This window comes from Clostridium merdae (genome assembly GCF_900176635.1).
Lineage (GTDB): Bacteria > Bacillota > Clostridia > Oscillospirales > Acutalibacteraceae > Faecalispora > Faecalispora merdae.
In genome coordinates, this window is record NZ_FXLN01000002.1 from 106,686 (window position 1) to 126,088 (window position 19,403).

A 19,403-nucleotide genomic window follows, 5' to 3' on the forward strand; every position below is an offset into this window, starting at 1 on the left:
GCCGCGCGGGTTTTCCCCGGCTTTGTGCGGGCCCTGTTCGCAAGGCTGTGCTGAAAATTGCTTTTTCTGAGGTGGAGCTGGCCGGTTCTGCCAGTCGATTCCATCTATCATACTTATTATTGGAGGTTTTACCGTGGGAAAAGTGTATACGCTATCTGAAGCAGTAGCGAAATTCGTAAGCGACGGTGACAGCATCGCATTCGGTGGCTTCACCACCAACAGAAAGCCCTTTGCTGCTATCCATGAAATCCTCAGACAAGGTAAAAAGGATTTTATCTTAAATGCAGGCGCTAACGGCGGAGACGCAGACATGCTTATTGGCTGCGGGCGCGTAAAGGCTTACATCAACTGCTACACCGCCAACTCCGGTTTTACAAACGTTTCTCGCCGTTTCCGTGAGGCGATTGAAAAAGGTACCATCCTGTTTGAGGACTATTCTCAGGATGCCATCATGCAGATGTTCCATGGTGCTGCTCTGGGTCTTCCTTATGTTCCCAGCCGTTTGATGATGGGTACCGGTCTTGCTGATAAGTGGGGCATCTCCAAAGAGATTAGAAAAACCATGGACAAACTTCCCGATGAGAAGTTCGTCATTGAGCAAAACCCGATGAAGCCCGAAGAGAAGCTTCTGCTTCTGCCTGTACCGGAGATTGACGTTGCTGTTATTCACGTACAGATGGCTTCTCCCGATGGAACCTGCCGCATTTTGGGCGATGAGTTCCAGGATACTGATATTGCAGGCGCTGCAAAGAAGGTTATTGTTACTTGCGAAGAGCTCGTTTCGGACGAGTACATTCGCCGCGATCCCAACCTGAACACCATCCCCGGTTTCTGCGTGGATGCGATTGTTCATGCACCGCACGGTGCACATCCGTCACAGTGCTATGACTACTATGACTACGATGGTAAATACTACAAAGCATACGACGTTGCCTCCAAAACGCAAGAAGCATTTGATGCTTTCTGCGAGGAGTGGGTATTCTCCACCCCGACACACGAGGATTACCTCAATAAGGTTGGCGCCGCTAGAATTGCTAACTTGAAGGTTGTTCCGGGTCTCGGCTACCATGTTGATATGACGGCACAGGCAAAGGAGGAGAAGAAGTAATGGCTAACTACAACAATTACACCAACAAAGAGATGCAGGCAATCACCATTGCTCGCGCAATCACCAATGACCATATCGCTATTGTTGGTACAGGACTTCCCCTCATCGGCGCAACTGTTGCCAAGAAGATATTTTCCCCTGAGTGCACTCTCATCGTTGAGAGCGGATTGATTGACTGCGATCCCATCCAGGTGCCTACCTCGGTTGGTGACTGCCGCTTTATGGCTCACTGCTCCGTGCAGTGGCCTCCGGTTCGCTACATTGGCTTCCAGGCCAATGAGTGGCTCAAGAACAGAGACAGAATGATCGCTTTCATCGGTGGTGCTGAAATTGACCCCTACGGCAATGTGAACTCCACCTCCATGGGCGATTACAATCACCCCACCACTCGTTTCTCCGGCTCCGGCGGTGCAAACGGTATTGCTACCTTTGTTGACACCGTTATCATGATGCAGCACGAGAAGCGCCGCTTCACAGAGAAGATCGACTACATCACAAGCCCCGGCTGGATGGCTGGCGGCCTTGACGGACGCAAAAACGCAGGCCTGCCTCAAAACCGCGGCCCGCTGATGGTTGTAACCGACAAGGGTGTTATGAAGTTCGATGAAACCACCAAGAGAATGTACTTGGCTGGCTACTACGAGTCTTCTTCCATTGAAGAAATCGTAGAGAATACCGGCTTTGAGATTGATACCTCCAGAGCAGAACTGCTGCCGCCGCCCTCTCCGGAAGTCATCAAGGCAATCCGTGAAGAGATTGACCCCGGCCAGGTATTCATTAAGGTTCCCAAAGAGTAATTAAAAACTTTATAGATTCTTTGTACTGCGGCGGAGTCTTTTGGGGCTCCGCCCGTGGTGCAGAGTATTGATTTGATTCGGTTCAAGAGTTAGGAAGGTTACTATGGAAGCAAAGTATACGTTAGGCATTGACGTTGGTTCCACCACGTCGAAATGTGTTGTTTTAAAAGACGGGCAGGAAATCGTCAGTAAAGCCTTGGTTGCGGTCGGTGCTGGTACCAGCGGCCCCGAGCGTGCAATTAAAGAGGTGCTGGATAACTGCGGTATGAAAAAAGAAGACATGGCTTTTATTCTTGGCACCGGTTACGGGCGTAATTCGCTCGATATTGTGGATGACCAGATGAGTGAGTTAAGCTGTCATGCAAGAGGCGCATACTATCTGTTTCCCGAAGTTCACACAGTAATTGATATTGGTGGACAGGACATGAAGGTGCTCCAGATTGAAAATGGTCTGATGGTCAACTTTCAGATGAACGACAAGTGTGCTGCTGGTACCGGCCGTTTTCTGGATGTTATGGCTCGTGTACTGGAAGTAAATGTTGCCGATTTGGGCGATTTGGGTGCTCAGTCTACCAAGCGTGTCGCAATCAGCTCTACCTGTACGGTATTTGCTGAGAGCGAGGTTATTAGCCAGTTGGCTCAGGGCAGTGAGACGTGCGATATCATCAATGGTATTCACCACTCCATCGCAGCCCGCATGAGCGGCTTGGCTCGCCGTGTTGGTGTACGTGACCAGGTCGTTATGACCGGTGGCGTTGCTCAGAACGCAGGCGTAGTAGCCGCACTGGAAGAAGAATTGGGCCATAAGGTCTTTACTTCTCCCCTTGCCCAATATGCCGGTGCTCTTGGTGCCGCACTCTTTGCGTACCAGAAAGCAACCCGTAAGAAATAATTTTCAAATTTACTTTTATCGGTGTGGGATACCCCGCACATTATAACTCTACTTTTATAAAGGAGCGAGAGAATTATGGCAGATATGGAAAAAACAGCTCCCGCTGATCAGACTGCATCCGCAGCTGCAGCGCCTGCTAAAAAACCTGCAAAACCCGCCAGCCCTGGCGTTACTGCACTGCGTAAGGTCGTTTCTGACGTTTATGCTGGTGCTTGGGAAGCAAAGAAAGCTGGCCGCCCGGTAGGCTGGTCTTCCTCTAAATTCCCCTGCGAAATCGCAGAGGCTTTGGATTTGGCTGTTGTATACCCCGAAAACCAGGCAGCTGGTATCGCAGCGCAGCATGACGGCGAGCGCCTGTGTGAGGCTGCTGAAAATATGGGCTTCGATGCTGATATCTGTGGTTATGCCCGAATCAGCCTTGCCTATGCGTCTGGTGTGGAAACCACCAACGTGTCTCGTCAGATGCCCCAGCCGGACTTTGTTCTGTGCTGCAACAACATCTGTAACTGTATGACCAAGTGGTACGAGAACATTGCTCGTATGCACAACATCCCTCTCATCATGATTGATGTTCCCTATAATAACACCACTCATGTTGACGACAGCCAGGTTGCTTACATTCGTGGCCAGTTTGACGACGCGATTAAGCAGCTGGAAAAAATCTCTGGCAATAAGTTCGATGAGAAGAAGTTTGAGCAGGTATGTGCAAATGCAAACCGTACCGCAAAAGCTTGGCTCAAGGTTTGTGACTACTGCCAGTATGAGCCCTCCCCGATGTCCGGCTTCGACCTGTTCAACCACATGGCAGACGTTGTTACCGCTCGCGGCAAGCAGTCTACTGCAGAAGCATTTGAGCTGCTGGCAACTGAGCTGGAAGAGCACGTAAAGAACGGCACATCTACTCTTCCCTTCGAAGAGAAGCACCGCATTATGTTCGAAGGTATTCCCTGCTGGCCTGACCTGAAGGCGCTGTTTAAGCCCCTGAAGGGCAGCGGACTCAACGTAACTGCTGTTGTTTATGCACCTGCTTTCGGTTTCGTGTATGACGGTATTGACGACCTGTGTCGTGCATACTGCAAAGCGCCGAACAGCGTTTGCTTGGAACAGGGTGTTGAGTGGCGTGAGGGCCTCTGCCGTGACAATAAGGTAGATGGCGTTCTCGTTCATTACAACCGTAGCTGCAAGCCGTGGTCTGGCTACATGCCCGAAATGCAGCGCCGCTTCACTGCCGATTTGGGTATTCCCTGCGCTGCGTTTGACGGCGACCAGGCGGATCCCCGTAACTTCAACGCTGCTCAGTACGAAACACGCGTACAGGGCTTGGTTGAGGCAATGGAAGCAAACAAAGCTGCGAAGGAGGGCTAACGAACATGAGTATCGAAACGATTATCAGTGAGCTGGCCAGCATTGCTGCAAACCCCGGTAAGCAGCTGGCAGATTTTAAAGCACAGGGCAAAAAAGTAATTGGCATTCTGCCTTACTATGCACCAGAAGAGCTCGTACATGCCGCAGGCATGGTTCCCTTTGGAATCTGGGGCAGCAATAATAAAACCATTTCTTTGGCAAAAGAATACTGCGCAACTTTCTACTGCACCATTGCACAGCTTGGCCTTGAAATGTTGCTTGACGGTACGCTCGACAAGCTTGATGGCGTAATTACTCCCACCATTTGCGATACTCTGCGCCCGATGAGCCAGAACATTCGCGTAGCAATGGCAAAGCTTGAGAAGATGCCCACTATCTTCCTTGCACATCCCCAGAACCGTAAGCCCGCTTACGGCCTGAAATTCTGTATCGACCAGTACACCAACATCCGTAAGATGCTGGAAGAAATCGGCGGCGCTCCGGTAACGGACGAAGCGATTCAGGATGCAATTAAGGTATACAACAGAAGCCGTGCTGCCCGCCGCGAGTTTGTAAAGCTTGCTAGCGAGCACTGCGACGTTATCACCCCCACAAAGCGCAGCGCTGTGCTGAAAGCCGCTTGGTTTATGCTCAAGGATGAGTACACCGAGAAGCTCGAAGCGCTCAATGCAGAGCTCAAAAAGCTGCCTGCTTGCGACTGGAAGGGTGTTAAAGTGGTTACCAGCGGTATCATCTGTGATAACCCGACCCTCCTCAAGATTTTTGAGGACAACAACGTAGCAATTGCTGCTGACGATGTTGCTCATGAGAGCCGTGCATTCCGTGCAGACGCTCCTGAAAATGAGGCAGACCCGATGATGGCTTTGGCTCTGCAATTTGCAAGCCTTGACCACGATGTTCTGCTTTATGATGAGAAGTCCTCTGAGAACCGCCGTGGCGAGTTCGTTGCTAACATGGTCAAAGAGAACGGCGCACAGGGTCTTATCCTGTTCATGCAGCAGTTCTGTGATCCGGAAGAGATGGAGTATCCCTCTCTGAAGAAGGCTTTGGATGAAGCTGGTGTGATGCACATTAAGCTGGGCATTGACCAGCAGATGCGTGACTTCGGTCAGGCTGCAACCGCTATTCAGGCTTTTGCAGACGTGCTTAAGTCCATCTAATTACATTTTATCGATTGACCCCCACCGGGATTTTCCCCGGAGGGGGTCTTTTTTACTTCACAGTAATCGTAAGTAAATGGACGAAGTACCTAGCTACCGAGCCTGCCCCGGCTTGAGGGGCGAATGAGAAGAAAGAAGTAATTCTCTGCGGCACTAGCCGCTATAACTTCTATTATAAATGACTTGTATATAAGAATTGTTGCACTACGGCGCAAGAAATTCTGCTGGCGCAGGGCTTTGCCCCTCGTGCCGGGGCGGGCACTTACTTTCATGTAAGGATGAAAGTAAGCAAAGGCCTTCCAAAGGGAGAGTATCGATTCTCTCCCTTTGGATTCCCTCTCAACGACCAAAGGCTCTGCCTTTGGAATCCGAGTGAGCTCCCGCTCTGCATCTTCTTTCCGCACAGGAACAAGCCTGTGCGTTGCAGATTGTGCGTAAGGTTTTGATTTGCCGCCTTTAAACAAGTACTTAGCTACCGAACCTATTTCTGCGAGGGAACGAGAGCGCTCTAAAAATGACCGCCGACGGAAGATTGCAATTGCATACCCCGGCTTGAGGGGCGAATGAAAAAAAGAAGAAATTCTCTGTGGCACTAGCCGTTATAATAACTTGTAAATAAGAGAAAAAGCTTTTGTACTGTATTATGATAAGAATTAATAGAAAATTCAAAAAGAACAATTTTTAAAGAGTAGTTCATACCAAATACCAATGAAATAGGAGTGTTAAGGCTATTCTCGGGTATAATTTCACAGAACAACAATAAAAAAGAAAGAAATTTGCTGGGATTTTCGGGTGAACATTGAGTGAATGAGAGTGCTTGTCAATGTGCTTTTCTTGACAGTAAAATACAAAAGCATTACAATGAAAACACACAAAACCGGCTGGAAGAAAGGGAAAAAGGAATGCGAGAGATAACAAAAAAATCAGCAATTCCAGTATACGCCGCCGCGGTGCCCTGGGTAATTGCAGCACTGGCCCTTCCGTTTTATCAGGCTTGGCACTTTGTGCTTGCTGCGGTCATTTCCGTTGTTGTTTATATTGGGATGAACCGTGTTTTTCCTGCAACTACAATTCTAGTGCCGGAGGAAGTGCGCCCTGCTGATACTGGGGATGCTACCGCGGATGCGCTGATTAATGATGGCCGCGAACAGTTAAAGCGCCTGCGTGAGCTTGATAATGGAATCGCCGACCCTGCAGTGAGTGCGCATATCGTTCGCATCTGCAATATTAGCGGCAAAATTTTTGCTTATCTAGAAAAAAATACGGCGAAAGCAACAAAGCTTCGTCTGTTTTTTAATTATTACTTGCCCACTACCGTGAAGCTGTTAGAAAGCTATGAGAACATGGCTTCGCAGGATATTTCCGGGGAAAATATTGAGTCTGCCATGCGGGGTGTGGAGGGGATACTCTCCAGTATTGAAGAAGCGTTTGAAAAACAGCTCGACCATCTATTTGCAGATGAAGCGCTGGATATTTCAACCGATATTACGGTATTAGAAAATATGATGGCTCGAGAAGGGCTGGCAAAAGACAAACTAAAATAGAACTGTAAATATGAAAGAAAGGGTGTTTTTCAATGGAGCATCAGGATTTTGTGCCCGATTTGACTTTAGAACCTACCGCTGTAACCGTTCAGGGGGATTTGCAGGAGGAAGAGGCCTCCGCTCCAAAAGCGCTCGATAAAAGCCAATTGACTCCGGAGGAGCAGAAGCTCGTAAGCGCGTTCTCACAAAAAATCGATTTAAAAGACACCAATCAGGTGCTTCAGTTTGGTTCGGGTGCGCAAAAAAAGATTGCCGATTTCTCTGCTTCGGCACTTGCCAACGTTCGCACAAAGGATATGGGCGAGGTAGGCGGCATGCTTACTGATTTGGTAACTGAGCTAAAGGATATGGAGTTAAAACCCGAAGACAAAAAGGGCATCTTCGGCTTTTTTAAGAAGACCAATAATCAGATTGCCGCAATCAAAACCAAGTACGATAAGGTTGAGGTAAATGTAGATAAAATTACCACAACGCTCGAGAATCACCAAATTCAGCTTATGAAAGATATTGCCATGCTCGATAAAATGTATGAGCAGAACCTCAACTATTTTAAAGAGGTTTCTATGTACATTCTGGCAGGCAGAGAAAAGCTGGAGAGCGTGCAGCAAAACGAGCTTCGCCTTGCACGTGAGAAAGCACAGCTTAGCGGCTTGCCGGAAGATGCTCAGGCGGCAAATGACCTTGCTAACCAGTGTAATCGTTTTGAAAAGAAGCTGCATGACCTTGAGCTGACCCGAATGATTTCCATTCAAATGGGTCCGCAGGTTCGCCTCATTCAGAACAACGACAGCCTGATGGCAGAGAAGATTCAGTCATCCCTGGTAAATACCATCCCCCTATGGAAGAGCCAGATGGTTCTTGCTTTGGGCTTAGCGCATTCGCAGCAAGCTTTGGAGGCACAGCGCAGCGTAACGGATATGACCAACCAGATGCTCCGCAAAAATGCTGAAATGCTGAAAATGGGTACCATCGAAACCGCAAAGGAATCGGAACGCGGTATTGTGGATATTGAAACGCTTCAGCAAACCAACCAAGCGCTCATCTCTACATTGGAAGAGGTTCGCCGCATTCAATCGGATGGTGCACAAAAACGCCGTGCCGCTGAGGTAGAGCTGGGTCGTATTGAAGGCGAGCTAAAACAAAAGCTGTTGGAATTAAAGGATTAATCATTATCTCAGGAGGGAATCATGGATTTGCTAAAAAGCCGGAAAACGGCGTGGGCAGTTTTGGTCGTAGTGGTTGTCTTGTCGGTACTGTTGGGGTCGGTGCGTTCTGTATCCTCGCTGCGCCAGCAGGCAGACCAGGCTTTTACACAGGGCACACGTGGGGACGGCTTGGGGATTTCTCATTATTTAGAATCAAGGGTCTCTCTATCGGGTAATCTAATAACAGTTGCCGTTCGGTATTTGGATGGAAACGACGCGCGCGTCACGGCGCTGCGGCAAGCGGCAGACAATTTAGCGCAGGCACAAACACTGCCCGCCAAATACCAGGCGAATCAAACCTTGCAGCCTGCCTTCCAATCGGTTTACGATGCCATGGAGGGCTTGTATCTCTCGCAAAAGGATGAAGATTACCGCGTTCGGCTCTTGGCAGATTTTAAATCGCGCGATGATTCCATCCGTTACGATGGGTACAACAAATTGGCACAGAACTTTAATGATCAGGTGTTAAGGGCATCACCCGGCGGTGGATTGGCATCCATTTTTGGTGTTCGCCCCCTTGAGCTGTATTCGATGACGGGAGGAAACAAATGAAAAAGCGCGTAAGTGTGCTTTTAGCAGTAACCCTATTGCTATCTGTATGGTTTGCTCTGCCTGTTTCAGCAGAAGTGAAGATACCGGAACACACAACACAGTTTTACGTGAATGATTTTGCTGGTGTTCTCAACAATGAAACAAAAAATGGAATTATGAACGCCAATATTGAGCTTCAACAAAAAACAGGTGCGCAGATTGTGGTAACAACCGTGGATTTTTTGGATGGGGCCGATATTAACGATTATGCCTATCGAATGTTTAGTGAGTGGCAAATCGGTTCCAAAGAAAAAAATAACGGTGTTTTATTACTGTTGGCCATTGGTGACGATAACTACCGTGTAGTACCCGGCTATGGAATTGAAAATGACCTTTCATCTGGCGACCTCAAACAGATGCTAAACAAATATTTGGAGCCGGATTTTGCCGCAAAAAACTACGATGCCGGAGTGCGTAAAACGTTTGAAGCACTGATTCAGTGGTACGATAATCACTACAATGTGACCATTACCGGAAAAACATCGAATTACCAAGGGCAAAGCATCTCAGGTGGTGGTGGAAGCTACCGCAATACAAGCCAACGTTCCAGTGGTTCCAGAAATGTATTCGGCTCATTCTTTTTTATGTTAATCCTATTTTTTGTATTTCGGTCCCTTTTCTCCCGCAGGCGGTACAGAGGACCGTACGGCGGTGGGGGGTATTATGGAGGCGGATATAACCAGGGCGGTGGCTCTTGGTTTTGGCCGTTCCTATGGGGCAGCATGTGGGGCTCTAGTCGCTCAAGAGGCTACAGAAACAACCGCCACGACGATGATGACGATAACCACGGTGGTTGGTTTGGCGGCGGTGGCGGTGGTTCCAGCGGAGGCGGCAGCGGTTGGTTCGGCGGCGGAGGCGGCGGCTTTGGTGGAGGCGGTGGCTTTAGCGGCGGTGGCGGTGGTTCCAGCGGAGGCGGAGCGGGCCGTTTTTAACAATTGCATTTATTCCAGCAAGATTAGACATTTTTTTCACATTCGGTGTTCTATATTTAGAATATAGGTTGCTGTATTGCCTTAGTTGCACGTTAAAACTAGGAATCATGAATAGAAAATGCCCCTTGTGGGGCTTTTCTACACTTTTGTTCGAGATTGTTTTCTAACCAATGAAATACTCTAGAAATATGAGGTTTTCAGCATGAAAGCAAATTTCTCAACACCTGCTCAAGATTACTACGATATGGTAAAGAGGCAATCGCGAATGCTTGGGGATCACGATTTGTACACGGTCTGCCATTCTCTTCGTGTTGCCCGTACCAGTTATTTTATTGCGCATCTTTTGGGGCTTACTTCTGAGCAATGCAGGCGAGTGTATTACGCCGCCAATGCGCACGATATTGGCAAAATAGGAATACCAGATGAAATTCTTCATAAAAGAGGAAGTTTAACTGCGGATGAATGGATTATTATGAAGCAGCATTCGGCGCTGGGTGCGGGAATGCTGATGCAGTCTGAGCCAATGTCTGGAGTCGCTTATATTGTGTGGTGCCACCATGAGCGTTTTGATGGGACTGGCTACCCCAATAGATTAACTGGCGAGCAAATTCCACTGGAGTCACGCATTATTGCGGTGTGTGATTCTTTCGATGCAATGAAGAGCAAACGAGCATACCGTGATTCTCTGCCAGACAAAACGTGTCAAAATGAGATTGAAAAGAACATAGGGGTTATGTACGACCCGGTTGTGGCTGAGTTGGTTCTGGAAAATTGGCAGACCATGCAAAAGCTGCAAGGTGCAGGTGTTTAAATAAATGAAATACGGCAGGCTCCAAAATAAGGAGCCTGCCGCTTTGCTTTGTTTCAAAAAAAGCCATTGCTATATTACTGATAGTGATATTACAGGATACAAGAACTCCATAAAGAATAACCACCGGCTACGCCGGTGGTTATTCTTGCTTTTAGCGAAGTGTTATAGCGTATGAAAATGGAGTAATAAACAAAAAACTCTCTAGCGGACAAAGTAGAGAGTTTTCTCATATTATATTTGTAATAATAGAATTCCGGTAAGATTAACTACGATTCACTAGGCTGCTGGCGGCTCTGCCAATATTCCCGAAGCTTCTGAAAACTCTCAGCGCTAATGGCATGCTCCAAACGGCAAGCATCCTCTTTGGCGATCGATTCTTCCACGCCAAGCTTCATCAACAATTCCGACAAAAGGGTGTGCCTTTCGTAGATTCTCTCCGCAATTTCCCGCCCACTATCCGTAAGCTCAATATACCCGTTGTCATCCATTGTAATTAGGCCGTTTTCACGGAACTGCTTCATTGCATGGCTTACGCTGGGCCTGGAAAAACTCATCTCGTTCGCAATGTCAATGGAGCGAACTTCTCCCTTGCTACTCTTTAAAACCAGAATCGTTTCCAAATAATTTTCTGCGGATTCCTGTATTTTCACGCATACTCCCCCCTTCAAAATTGTTATTTCTTATCATACCATAAACGTGCACTTTTTACAACGCTCCAAAAAGCCGGAATTTGTTAACTTTTTTGTAAAAAAACAAGGGATAGGTTGTTGACTTGTTCCGTTAGCTATGATAAACTAAATAAGCAAAAGGTTAGCATGCGCTAACTTTGTTCGATTAATCATAAAACCGATGCTGGCAAAATACAATTTGCCTAGGAGGTAACGATATGCCGCTTACAATGGCAAAAGCTGGAGAAAGAAACTTAATTAAGAAAGTAACCGGCAAAGATGAAGTTCGCCGTTTTCTCGCCTCTTTGGGTTTTGTTGAGGGTGAAAGTGTTACGGTAGTCAGTGAAATTGCTGGCAATATGATTTTGAATATCAAGGATACCCGAGTAGCACTGGATAAAACCATGGCAAATCGGATTATGATATGAATATAAGAAAAGAGGTTGAGGCTTGATGAAGACTCTTAAGGAGGTTCAGCTCGGGGAAACCGTTACTGTGGTAAAGCTCCACGGAGTGGGAGCTGTAAAACGCAGGATTATGGACATGGGCATCACAAAAGGCGCTCAAGTGTTCGTACGTAAAGTTGCCCCGCTGGGGGATCCGATTGAAGTGAAGGTTCGCGATTATGAGCTGAGCCTGCGCAAAGCGGACGCGGAATTGATTGAAGTGGAATGATTGCCCCTGCTAAGGGCACTCTGGCGGCACTGTGTTAGTCAAGACTTCCGCAAAAAACGAGGAGGAACGAAACATGTCTATAAAATTAGCGCTTGCGGGCAACCCGAACTGTGGTAAAACCACTTTATTTAACGAGTTGACCGGCTCGTCTCAATATGTGGGTAACTGGCCCGGAGTTACTGTGGAGAAAAAGGAAGGAAAGCTGAAAGGACATAAGGATGTTATTGTAACAGACCTGCCCGGTATTTATTCTCTTTCTCCCTATACATTGGAAGAAGTGGTAACCCGCAATTACTTAATCCATGAAAATCCGGATGTAATTGTAAACCTGGTGGATGCCTCTAACTTGGAGCGCAACCTCTACCTGACCACCCAATTGGTAGAAATGGGTCTGCCGGTGGTTCTGGTACTAAACATGATGGATATTGTTCGTAAAAACGGCGATACCATTGATTCCAAAAAAATCGGCGAAACGCTTGGCTGCCCGGTGGTTGAGATTTCTGCACTGAAATCGGAGGGCACACAAGAGCTTATTGCTGCGGCGCTTAGCGCGGCTCAGCAAAAGCCGCATGCGATTGCGGCTACCTTTAGCGATTCGGTAGAAGTGGCATTACAGCAGGTTGTGCAAATGCTGCCAAACAGTATGAAGAACCGCCACCAGCGTTGGCTTGCCATTAAGCTCTTTGAGCGCGATGAGAAAATGCTTGCAGAAGCGGGCTATTCCGAAAAAGAGCGTGCGAAACTCGAAGAGATTATTGTGAAGTGTGAAAACGAACTTGATGATGATACCGAGTCCATTATCACCAATGAGCGCTACGAGTACATTGCCAAGGTCATTCATAAGAGCTATAAAAAGAAGGTAACTGGCCTTACCACCTCCGATAAAATTGACCGAATCGTAACCAACCGAATTTTGGCTCTGCCCATTTTCGCTTTGATTATGTGGTTTGTTTACTATGTGTCCATCTCAACAGTAGGTACCGCGATGACCGACTGGGTAAACGATGTTCTTTTTGGCGATATTGTTCCGCCGAAGATTGAAGCGTTCCTCGTTTCCGTTGGAAGCGCAGACTGGCTGAATTCACTGATTTTGGATGGTATTATTGCTGGTGTTGGTGCCGTTTTGGGCTTCTTGCCACAGATGCTGACCATGTTCCTGTTCCTCGCTATTTTGGAGGACTGTGGCTACATGGCTCGTATTGCATTTATTATGGACCGTATTTTCCGCCGTTTTGGTCTCTCGGGTAAATCCTTTATCCCGATTCTAATCGGAACCGGCTGCGGAGTTCCCGGTATCATGGCTTCCCGTACCATTGAAAATGACCATGACCGAAAGCTTACCGTAATAACCACTACGTTTATTCCGTGCAGTGCAAAGCTGCCGATTATTGCCTTGATTGCGGGTGCCATGTTCCCGGATTCTACTTGGGTAGGGCCCTCTGCTTACTTCCTTGGCATTTTTGCAATTATAGTTTCGGGTATTATCCTGAAAAAGACTAGCATATTTACTGGCGACCCGGCTCCGTTTGTTATGGAGCTTCCGGCTTACCATGTGCCGGGTGCGAAGGGCGTTCTCATTCACATGTGGGATCGTGGAAAGGCATTTATTAAAAAGGCTGGTACCATCATCCTGCTGGCAACCGTTTTCATTTGGTTCCTCAGCTCCTTCGGCTGGAATATGGAAATGGTAGACGTAGAAGATTCCATTCTTGCGACCCTGGGTAATTTCATTGCACCGTTGTTTGCACCGTTAGGCTTTGATAACTGGAAGTTCGCCGTTGCAACCATTACCGGTTTGATTGCAAAAGAAAACGTGGTTGGCACCTTCGGCATCCTGTTTGGTTTTGCCGAGGTTGCAGAGGATGGCGCAGAGGTTTGGAGCAACCTGCAGGCGGCTGTGTCGCCGTTGGCTGCTTATGCATTCCTCGCATTCAACCTTCTTTGCGCTCCATGCTTTGCTGCGATTGGTGCGGCTCGTTCTGAGCTTGGCTCCGCAAAGTGGACGATGTTCTCCGTTGGTTACCAAACCTTGTTCGCTTATATTATCTCTCTTATTATTTACCAAACCGGCAGCCTCATTATGGGCGGCGGCTTTGGATTCTGGACCGCGGTGGCGTTTGTGCTGATTGCCGCACTTCTGTACCTTTTGGTTCGTAAGCCGGCTGGCACAAATTCTACTGGCAAGCGTTTAAACAGAAAGGTGTCTGTGTAAACTATGGCTACTGTTATAATTTCAATTATAGTGTTTGGCGGAATTGCTTTTGCAGCTTACCAGACCTACCGTACCCATAAATCGGGTGGATGCAGCGGATGCAGTGGTAGCTGCGGTGGATGCCCCTCACAGCAGGAGCAGGCACACCATAAAAAATAAAGTGCATTATTTTTAGGATTTAACTGGCGACTTAGCCGGTTGACAATAGAGTTAGCAATACCGCTAACTCTATTGTTTAAACCGCTAGTTAGATACAACTAACCAGAAAATCAATCAACATGAAATGTTTTTAAAGAGAAAGGATGGTAAGAAAAGTATGAGCGTTGTCATTATTGGAGGCCATGACCGAATGGTATGTACCTACAAAGATATTTGTAAGCAATTTAAGTGCAAAGCAAAAGTATTTACACAGCAGCCCGCCAATTTAAAAACTCAAATAGGCTGCCCAGATCTTCTGGTTTTGTTTACCAGTACCGTCTCACACCAAATGGTGTATAGTGCACTCCAGATGACAAAAAATACTGGAACGGCGGTTGTGCGTTCACACAGCAGCAGCTCCTGTGCGCTCAAGAATATTCTTGCCGAGCATTGCTGCTAACCGAGTTTTTAACACGCCGAATTTGATATGAAGGGTAAGAGCATATGCTGGAACGTTATTTGGTGGAATATTGCGCTTCCACATTAGCTGGGTTAAAAACGGCAAGTCTTTTTAGCTACACTGGTGAAGAAAAAGATATTGTTCGCGTTGAGATAGATTGCCTGAATCAAATTTTGAACCCGCGTGGTGTTTATTTAGAGCTGCTGCACAGCAGCAATACGCGAGACCTTATTTATGTATACCGTGCCTCTGCTTTGGTGGCGGACTTAAGCCGTCCGGAGGCGTCCCATTTTTTAAATCAATATGGTTACCCCGTTGGCAGTTTAAGCAACTGCTTGGATTATTTACGGCAGCGAATTGCGCTGACACAATCGTTCCCTCATGAAATCGGGTTGTTTTTGGGCTACCCGGTGGAAGACGTAGCAGAGTTTATTAAAAATCGCGGCCGCAATTGCAAGTGCTGCGGTATTTGGAAAGTTTACCACAATGAGCTAGAGGCAAAGCGCTTCTTTGCGAAGATTGATAAATGCAGAGAAGTTTATACGAAGCTGTTTTGCGGCGGACGGTCAGTGCTACAACTGACTATCGCTGCTTAATAATAACGAATCGGGAAAAGAATGGTTTATTTCTTGAATAGAGAGAAATCTTCTTCGATTGATTCAACTTTGAAAAACAGAAAGGCAGTGAAGGAAAATGGCAAAATTGGCAGTAGTCTATTGGAGTGGTACAGGTAATACAGAAGCGATGGCAAACCTTGTGGCGGATGGTGCACGAGAAGCTGGAGCGGATGTTTCGGTTTATACTTCTGCAGAGTTTACTCCTGAGTTGGCAGATGAGTTTGAGCACATCGCATTTGGTTGCCCCTCAATGGGAGCAGAACAGCTGGAAGAAAGCGAGTTCGAGCCCATGCTGGATTCCATAAAAGACAAACTTACCTCTAAAAAAGTAGCTCTGTTTGGCTCTTATGGCTGGGGCGACGGCGAGTGGATGAGAACTTGGGACAGCGACCTGCAAGGCGCTGGTGTTCCGGTTATTGGCACTCTCATTGCTAACGAAGCTCCCGACGAGGAGGCATCAGAAAACTGCAAGGATTTGGGTAAGGCACTTGCCAATGCATAATTCTTGCGCAACATAAAATTTGGTTACATCTTTCAGAACATCCCGGTCGAAATGGACCGGGATGTTCTTTTTTCGTCTCCTCCTTACTTTCGAGGGCAAGTAGGGCAGGGGAATCTTCCAGGAAGGCGTTTTCGCCTTATTTATGAGTAGCTCAATTGCGTTTGCAACCTGAGCCGCCAAAGAGTAATACATCGCTTTATTGTTGGAAATTTTCTCCTCTCTATCTTATTTAATTCAATTTCTGCATTAAAATGAATATGAGTTAATGTAGAAAGAAAATGCTTATGAGGTGAGGGAAATGTATCGAAGGCTAAAGGACTTAAGAGAAGATTGCGATTCTACACAACAGAAACTCGCACAATTTTTAAAGATAAGTCAGGCTACGTATTTTCGATATGAAAGCAGCGCGCTCGATATACCCAGTATGATTCTAATTGAACTGTCGAAGCTATATGATACAAGCGTTGATCATATTTGGGAGCAAACAGATGAAAAAAAGCCTTACGCAAAGAGCGACCAAAAGAGATAAATAATTTTAATCGAATACAAATATAAAGCAAGAGCAGGCTCCGTAGGGTGTTATCCGTACGAAGCCTGCTTATTCTATTGCTTTATGCTATTTATCCTAGCAAAATATCCGCAATGAGTGAATTCGAAACCAAGAATCCCTTAGGTGAAAACCGAATGGATTCTTCATCGCAGTGCACCAAACCACTTTGCGTATAGCGGCTTGCACGCTGGAAATAATCTTCGGGCAGAGGTTTGCCAAAACGCTTTTGGTAATCCGTTTGGCGAAGCCCCTCGCACAAGCGCAAACGCAGCATGGCGTATTCCTCTGGGGTACCGCCATCACTCTCACAGCTGTTGCTGGGCTCTATTAAAAAGCTCCTTAAATCGCTGGGGTAATAATAGCGTTGTCCATCAAGAAAGGAATGAGCAGATGGTCCTATCCCACAATATTCTTCTGCGTTCCAGTATTTTAGGTTATGGCGGCTCTCAAAGCCTAGAAGCGCAAAATTCGAAACCTCATACTGGTGGTACCCTGCTTTCCCTAGCTCTTCACATGCCAGCAAGTATAGCTCGGCAGTTTCATCTTCATCCGGCAAATTCATAGTGTCCTTACGCATATAGTAGGGTGTGCCCGGCTCTATTTTGAGCAGGTAGGAAGAGATATGCTGTACCCCGCAATCGGCACAAAAGGCAATGGAGTGCTTTAGGCTTTCGGCTGTTTGCTGTTGCACTGCCAGCATGAGGTCTAAAGAAATATTCTTAAACCCGGCTCGCTGTGCCTCTTTTACAGCTTCCCGAACTTGGCTCACCGAATGGCGTCGCCCTAAAAGTGCGAGTTCTTCTTCATTCGCAGACTGTAACCCCATTGAAATACGGTTTGCGCCAGCTTCCCGCAAAGTTTCAAAAAAACCAGGTTCGTATTCACCCGGGTTTACCTCCACCGTAATTTCGGCATTGTGTAGCCCCCAGTTTTTTTTGGCGGCATTCAAAAGCGAAGCGATTCGGTTTGCACCTAGAATAGAAGGGGTTCCGCCTCCAAAATAGAGGGTATCTGCCTTGCGGCCAAGCTGCAAGGCAGTTTTTTGCAGTAAGCGCCTCATTTGCTCGGTGTAAGCGTCCTTAATCTCTTCATTGCCCGGTGTAGAATAAAAATCGCAGTAGGGGCATTTCATTTTGCAGAATGGTACATGCAGGTATAGGCCAATTGGTTCGCGGTTCATAATCCCTCCGTTTCTGCTACGGTTCTTTTATTCATCCAGCTTTAAAACGCTCATGAAAGCCTCCTGCGGCACTTCTACGGAGCCGAGCTGGCGCATGCGTTTCTTACCTTCCTTTTGCTTCTCAAGCAGCTTTCTCTTTCTTGAAATATCGCCGCCGTAGCATTTTGCAAGAACATCCTTACGCATGGCACGCACCGTTTCGCGAGCGATAATACGACCGCCGATACAAGCCTGAATGGGGATTTCAAATAGCTGGCGCGGGATTTTCTCTACAAGCTTCTCCGCCATTTTACGCCCGCGTGCATAAGCCTTATCTGCATGAATGATAAACGACAAGGCGTCTACGGTTTCTCCGTTGAGAAGAATATCTAGCTTTACGAGGTTTGATTTTTCATACCCAATCAGCTCGTAGTCAAACGATGCGTAGCCGCGGGTGCGGCTCTTGAGTGCGTCGAAGAAGTCGTACACAATCTCATTGAGCGGTAAGGTGTAATGAATGTCTACACGGTCGGTGTCAATGTATTTCATATCCTGAAAAACACCGCGCCGCTCCTGGCAAAGCTCCATAATATTACCCACATACTCCGAGGGAGAATAGATGTGAGAGTTCGTCATGGGCTCTTCTGCCAACATAATCAAGGTGGGGTCTGGGTAGTTTGTGGGGTTGTCCACATACACCACTTCGCCGCCTGTTTTGGTAATGCGGTACACAACGCTTGGTGCAGTAGTAATAATATCGAGGTCGTATTCGCGTTCCAAGCGCTCCTGAATAATTTCCATATGCAGCAGCCCCAAAAAGCCACAGCGGAAACCAAAGCCGAGTGCGATGGAGGTTTCAGGCTCAAAAGATAGTGATGCGTCGTTTAGCTGCAATCGCTCCAATGCCTCACGCAGGTCGGAATAGTGAGCGCCATCCGCCGGGTACACACCGCAGAATACCATAGGCTGTGCGGTACGGTAACCGGGCAGGGGCTCTTTTGCCGGTTGGCTGGTTAGGGTAACGGTATCACCCACGCGAGCATCCTTTACCGCCTTGATGGATGCAGAAATATACCCAACCTCTCCAGCGCAAAGACTAGAGGCTGGCTCCATGCCGGTGGCACGCAGGTAACCTACTTCCACTACGGTAAATTCACTGCCAGACGCCATCATCTTAATTTGGTCACCGGCGTGCACGGTTCCCTCTTTTACACGTACATATACAATAACACCGCGGTAGGAATCGTAATAGGAGTCGAAAATCAAAGCCTGAAGCGGTGCGTTTTCATCGCCTTGTGGCGGAGGAATATCCTTTACCACACGCTCCATAACTTGGTCAATATTTAGCCCCACCTTAGCAGAAATACACGGTGCATCCTGCGCAGGAAGACCAATAATATCCTCAACCTCATTTTTTACACGGTCAGGGTCGGCACTAGGCAAATCTATCTTGTTAATTACGGGCACAATTTCTAGCCCAGCATCCAACGCGAGGTAAGTGTTTGCCAATGTTTGCGCTTCAATTCCCTGTGAAGCATCCACAATGAGAATCGCACCCTCACAGGCTGCCAATGAGCGCGATACCTCGTAGTTAAAGTCAACATGGCCAGGGGTATCAATAAGATTAAAGATATAATCCTCCCCATCGTTGGCTCGGTAAACCAGCGTGACCGCGTGCGCTTTAATTGTAATGCCGCGTTCCCGCTCCAAATCCATGTTGTCTAACAATTGATTTTCCATGTCTCGCAGAGCAACTGCCTTTGTTTGCTCTAAAATACGGTCAGCCAATGTGCTTTTACCATGGTCTATATGGGCGATAATACTGAAATTTCTGATTCTGTCTCTTGGAATCGACATACTGTCACCTGATTCTCCCAACTGTTCAAATTCTATGTGCTTTTCCTGCGAACATACTGTAATTATGTAATACAGTATTATACCATAAACACCGTAGAATGAAAAGGAAAATGTAGAGCCGGTGCGGGAAAATGGTGGAAGAAAACGGCGAAAGAACTGG

At 47.3% G+C, this 19,403-nt stretch carries 22 protein-coding genes; 18 read left to right on the top strand and 4 right to left on the bottom strand.

The window, feature by feature from the left end:
* Window positions 1-133 precede the first annotated feature (133 nt).
* From gctA to hgdB, 5 genes are all read left to right on the top strand, one after another.
* On the top strand, window positions 134-1,108 hold the full coding sequence (gene gctA / locus CAN90_RS00540) for a glutaconate CoA-transferase subunit A (RefSeq protein WP_085831887.1): 975 nt from the start codon (window positions 134-136) through the stop codon (window positions 1,106-1,108).
* Window positions 1,108-1,905 carry a glutaconate CoA-transferase subunit B gene (gctB, locus tag CAN90_RS00545; RefSeq protein ID WP_085831888.1) on the top strand — a complete coding sequence of 266 codons (798 nt, stop codon included), beginning with the start codon at window positions 1,108-1,110 and terminating at the stop codon, window positions 1,903-1,905. The genes gctA and gctB overlap by 1 nt, the downstream gene beginning before the upstream one ends.
* A gap of 103 nt (window positions 1,906-2,008) precedes the next feature.
* The gene (hgdC, locus tag CAN90_RS00550) at window positions 2,009-2,797 is read left to right on the top strand and encodes a (R)-2-hydroxyglutaryl-CoA dehydratase activase HgdC (RefSeq protein WP_085831889.1); all 789 of its coding nucleotides are present in this window, start codon (window positions 2,009-2,011) and stop codon (window positions 2,795-2,797) included.
* 84 nt (window positions 2,798-2,881) lie between these two features.
* On the top strand, window positions 2,882-4,162 hold the full coding sequence (locus CAN90_RS00555) for a 2-hydroxyacyl-CoA dehydratase subunit D (protein ID WP_423236542.1): 1,281 nt from the start codon (window positions 2,882-2,884) through the stop codon (window positions 4,160-4,162).
* A 5-nt stretch (window positions 4,163-4,167) separates the two neighbouring features.
* Window positions 4,168-5,322: a (R)-2-hydroxyglutaryl-CoA dehydratase subunit beta gene (gene hgdB / locus CAN90_RS00560; RefSeq protein WP_085831891.1), complete on the top strand. Its 1,155-nt coding sequence runs from the start codon at window positions 4,168-4,170 to the stop codon at window positions 5,320-5,322.
* Between the two features lie 89 nt (window positions 5,323-5,411).
* On the opposite strand, the gene CAN90_RS00565 is transcribed toward hgdB, so the two are convergent.
* On the bottom strand, window positions 5,412-5,726 hold the full coding sequence (locus CAN90_RS00565) for a hypothetical protein (RefSeq protein ID WP_143750771.1): 315 nt from the start codon (window positions 5,724-5,726) through the stop codon (window positions 5,412-5,414).
* Window positions 5,727-6,125: 399 nt separating this feature from the next.
* Here CAN90_RS00565 and CAN90_RS00570 point away from each other — a divergent pair, with 399 nt between their 5' ends.
* From CAN90_RS00570 to CAN90_RS00590, 5 genes are all read left to right on the top strand, one after another.
* On the top strand, window positions 6,126-6,866 hold the full coding sequence (locus CAN90_RS00570; protein WP_085831893.1) for a 5-bromo-4-chloroindolyl phosphate hydrolysis family protein: 741 nt from the start codon (window positions 6,126-6,128) through the stop codon (window positions 6,864-6,866).
* A gap of 32 nt (window positions 6,867-6,898) precedes the next feature.
* Complete coding sequence (locus CAN90_RS00575; protein ID WP_085831894.1) at window positions 6,899-8,032, top strand: toxic anion resistance protein; 1,134 nt, start codon at window positions 6,899-6,901, stop codon at window positions 8,030-8,032.
* A gap of 21 nt (window positions 8,033-8,053) precedes the next feature.
* Window positions 8,054-8,623, top strand: a complete 570-nt coding sequence (locus CAN90_RS00580) for a hypothetical protein (protein ID WP_085831895.1) — start codon at window positions 8,054-8,056, stop codon at window positions 8,621-8,623.
* Window positions 8,620-9,594, top strand: a complete 975-nt coding sequence (locus tag CAN90_RS00585; protein WP_085831896.1) for a TPM domain-containing protein — start codon at window positions 8,620-8,622, stop codon at window positions 9,592-9,594. Before CAN90_RS00580 ends, CAN90_RS00585 begins: the two co-directional genes overlap by 4 nt.
* 202 nt (window positions 9,595-9,796) lie before the next feature.
* A complete protein-coding gene (locus tag CAN90_RS00590) occupies window positions 9,797-10,405 on the top strand; it encodes an HD-GYP domain-containing protein (protein WP_085831897.1) in 609 nt (202 codons plus the stop codon).
* 266 nt (window positions 10,406-10,671) lie between these two features.
* On the opposite strand, the gene CAN90_RS00595 is transcribed toward CAN90_RS00590, so the two are convergent.
* Window positions 10,672-11,055, bottom strand: coding sequence for a metal-dependent transcriptional regulator (locus CAN90_RS00595; protein ID WP_085831898.1), 384 nt, complete (start codon window positions 11,053-11,055; stop codon window positions 10,672-10,674).
* Between the two features lie 236 nt (window positions 11,056-11,291).
* Between CAN90_RS00595 and CAN90_RS00600 the strand changes: the two genes are divergently transcribed.
* The 8 genes from CAN90_RS00600 to CAN90_RS00635 all read left to right on the top strand — a co-directional run bounded on the left by CAN90_RS00600 (window position 11,292) and on the right by CAN90_RS00635 (window position 16,206).
* Window positions 11,292-11,501, top strand: a complete 210-nt coding sequence (locus CAN90_RS00600; protein ID WP_085831899.1) for a FeoA family protein — start codon at window positions 11,292-11,294, stop codon at window positions 11,499-11,501.
* 25 nt (window positions 11,502-11,526) lie between these two features.
* The gene (locus tag CAN90_RS00605) at window positions 11,527-11,748 is read left to right on the top strand and encodes a FeoA family protein (protein ID WP_085831900.1); all 222 of its coding nucleotides are present in this window, start codon (window positions 11,527-11,529) and stop codon (window positions 11,746-11,748) included.
* 73 nt (window positions 11,749-11,821) lie between these two features.
* Window positions 11,822-13,960 (top strand): ferrous iron transport protein B, encoded by a 2,139-nt coding sequence (gene feoB, locus CAN90_RS00610; protein WP_085831901.1) that lies wholly within the window; start codon window positions 11,822-11,824, stop codon window positions 13,958-13,960.
* Between the two features lie 3 nt (window positions 13,961-13,963).
* Entirely contained in the window at window positions 13,964-14,119 is a 156-nt protein-coding gene (locus CAN90_RS00615; RefSeq protein WP_085831902.1) for a FeoB-associated Cys-rich membrane protein, read from the top strand.
* Window positions 14,120-14,276: 157 nt separating this feature from the next.
* On the top strand, window positions 14,277-14,558 hold the full coding sequence (locus tag CAN90_RS00620) for a DUF2325 domain-containing protein (protein WP_085831903.1): 282 nt from the start codon (window positions 14,277-14,279) through the stop codon (window positions 14,556-14,558).
* 44 nt (window positions 14,559-14,602) lie between these two features.
* Entirely contained in the window at window positions 14,603-15,154 is a 552-nt protein-coding gene (locus CAN90_RS00625) for a DUF3793 family protein (RefSeq protein ID WP_085831904.1), read from the top strand.
* A 97-nt stretch (window positions 15,155-15,251) separates the two neighbouring features.
* Window positions 15,252-15,677 (top strand): flavodoxin, encoded by a 426-nt coding sequence (locus tag CAN90_RS00630; protein ID WP_085831905.1) that lies wholly within the window; start codon window positions 15,252-15,254, stop codon window positions 15,675-15,677.
* 298 nt (window positions 15,678-15,975) lie between these two features.
* Window positions 15,976-16,206: a helix-turn-helix domain-containing protein gene (locus tag CAN90_RS00635; protein WP_085831906.1), complete on the top strand. Its 231-nt coding sequence runs from the start codon at window positions 15,976-15,978 to the stop codon at window positions 16,204-16,206.
* Between the two features lie 91 nt (window positions 16,207-16,297).
* On the opposite strand, the gene hemW is transcribed toward CAN90_RS00635, so the two are convergent.
* Complete coding sequence (gene hemW, locus CAN90_RS00640; protein ID WP_085831907.1) at window positions 16,298-17,407, bottom strand: radical SAM family heme chaperone HemW; 1,110 nt, start codon at window positions 17,405-17,407, stop codon at window positions 16,298-16,300.
* A gap of 27 nt (window positions 17,408-17,434) precedes the next feature.
* Window positions 17,435-19,243, bottom strand: a complete 1,809-nt coding sequence (gene lepA, locus CAN90_RS00645; protein WP_085831908.1) for a translation elongation factor 4 — start codon at window positions 19,241-19,243, stop codon at window positions 17,435-17,437.
* Between the last annotated feature and the right edge of the window lie 160 nt (window positions 19,244-19,403).

Excerpts from the sequence above, each read along its gene's own strand:
- gctB (WP_085831888.1), top strand. The coding sequence starts at position 1,108 with ATGGCTAACTACAACAATTACACCAACAAAGAGATGCAGGCAATCACC.
- hgdC (WP_085831889.1), top strand. The coding sequence starts at position 2,009 with ATGGAAGCAAAGTATACGTTAGGCATTGACGTTGGTTCCACCACGTCG.
- CAN90_RS00555 (WP_423236542.1), top strand. The coding sequence starts at position 2,882 with ATGGAAAAAACAGCTCCCGCTGATCAGACTGCATCCGCAGCTGCAGCG.
- hgdB (WP_085831891.1), top strand. The coding sequence starts at position 4,168 with ATGAGTATCGAAACGATTATCAGTGAGCTGGCCAGCATTGCTGCAAAC.
- CAN90_RS00575 (WP_085831894.1), top strand. The coding sequence starts at position 6,899 with ATGGAGCATCAGGATTTTGTGCCCGATTTGACTTTAGAACCTACCGCT.
- CAN90_RS00580 (WP_085831895.1), top strand. The coding sequence starts at position 8,054 with ATGGATTTGCTAAAAAGCCGGAAAACGGCGTGGGCAGTTTTGGTCGTA.
- CAN90_RS00585 (WP_085831896.1), top strand. The coding sequence starts at position 8,620 with ATGAAAAAGCGCGTAAGTGTGCTTTTAGCAGTAACCCTATTGCTATCT.
- CAN90_RS00590 (WP_085831897.1), top strand. The coding sequence starts at position 9,797 with ATGAAAGCAAATTTCTCAACACCTGCTCAAGATTACTACGATATGGTA.
- CAN90_RS00600 (WP_085831899.1), top strand. The coding sequence starts at position 11,292 with ATGCCGCTTACAATGGCAAAAGCTGGAGAAAGAAACTTAATTAAGAAA.
- CAN90_RS00605 (WP_085831900.1), top strand. The coding sequence starts at position 11,527 with ATGAAGACTCTTAAGGAGGTTCAGCTCGGGGAAACCGTTACTGTGGTA.
- feoB (WP_085831901.1), top strand. The coding sequence starts at position 11,822 with ATGTCTATAAAATTAGCGCTTGCGGGCAACCCGAACTGTGGTAAAACC.
- CAN90_RS00615 (WP_085831902.1), top strand. The coding sequence starts at position 13,964 with ATGGCTACTGTTATAATTTCAATTATAGTGTTTGGCGGAATTGCTTTT.
- CAN90_RS00620 (WP_085831903.1), top strand. The coding sequence starts at position 14,277 with ATGAGCGTTGTCATTATTGGAGGCCATGACCGAATGGTATGTACCTAC.
- CAN90_RS00625 (WP_085831904.1), top strand. The coding sequence starts at position 14,603 with ATGCTGGAACGTTATTTGGTGGAATATTGCGCTTCCACATTAGCTGGG.
- CAN90_RS00630 (WP_085831905.1), top strand. The coding sequence starts at position 15,252 with ATGGCAAAATTGGCAGTAGTCTATTGGAGTGGTACAGGTAATACAGAA.
- CAN90_RS00635 (WP_085831906.1), top strand. The coding sequence starts at position 15,976 with ATGTATCGAAGGCTAAAGGACTTAAGAGAAGATTGCGATTCTACACAA.
- hemW (WP_085831907.1), bottom strand. The coding sequence starts at position 17,407 with ATGAACCGCGAACCAATTGGCCTATACCTGCATGTACCATTCTGCAAA.
- lepA (WP_085831908.1), bottom strand. The coding sequence starts at position 19,243 with ATGTCGATTCCAAGAGACAGAATCAGAAATTTCAGTATTATCGCCCAT.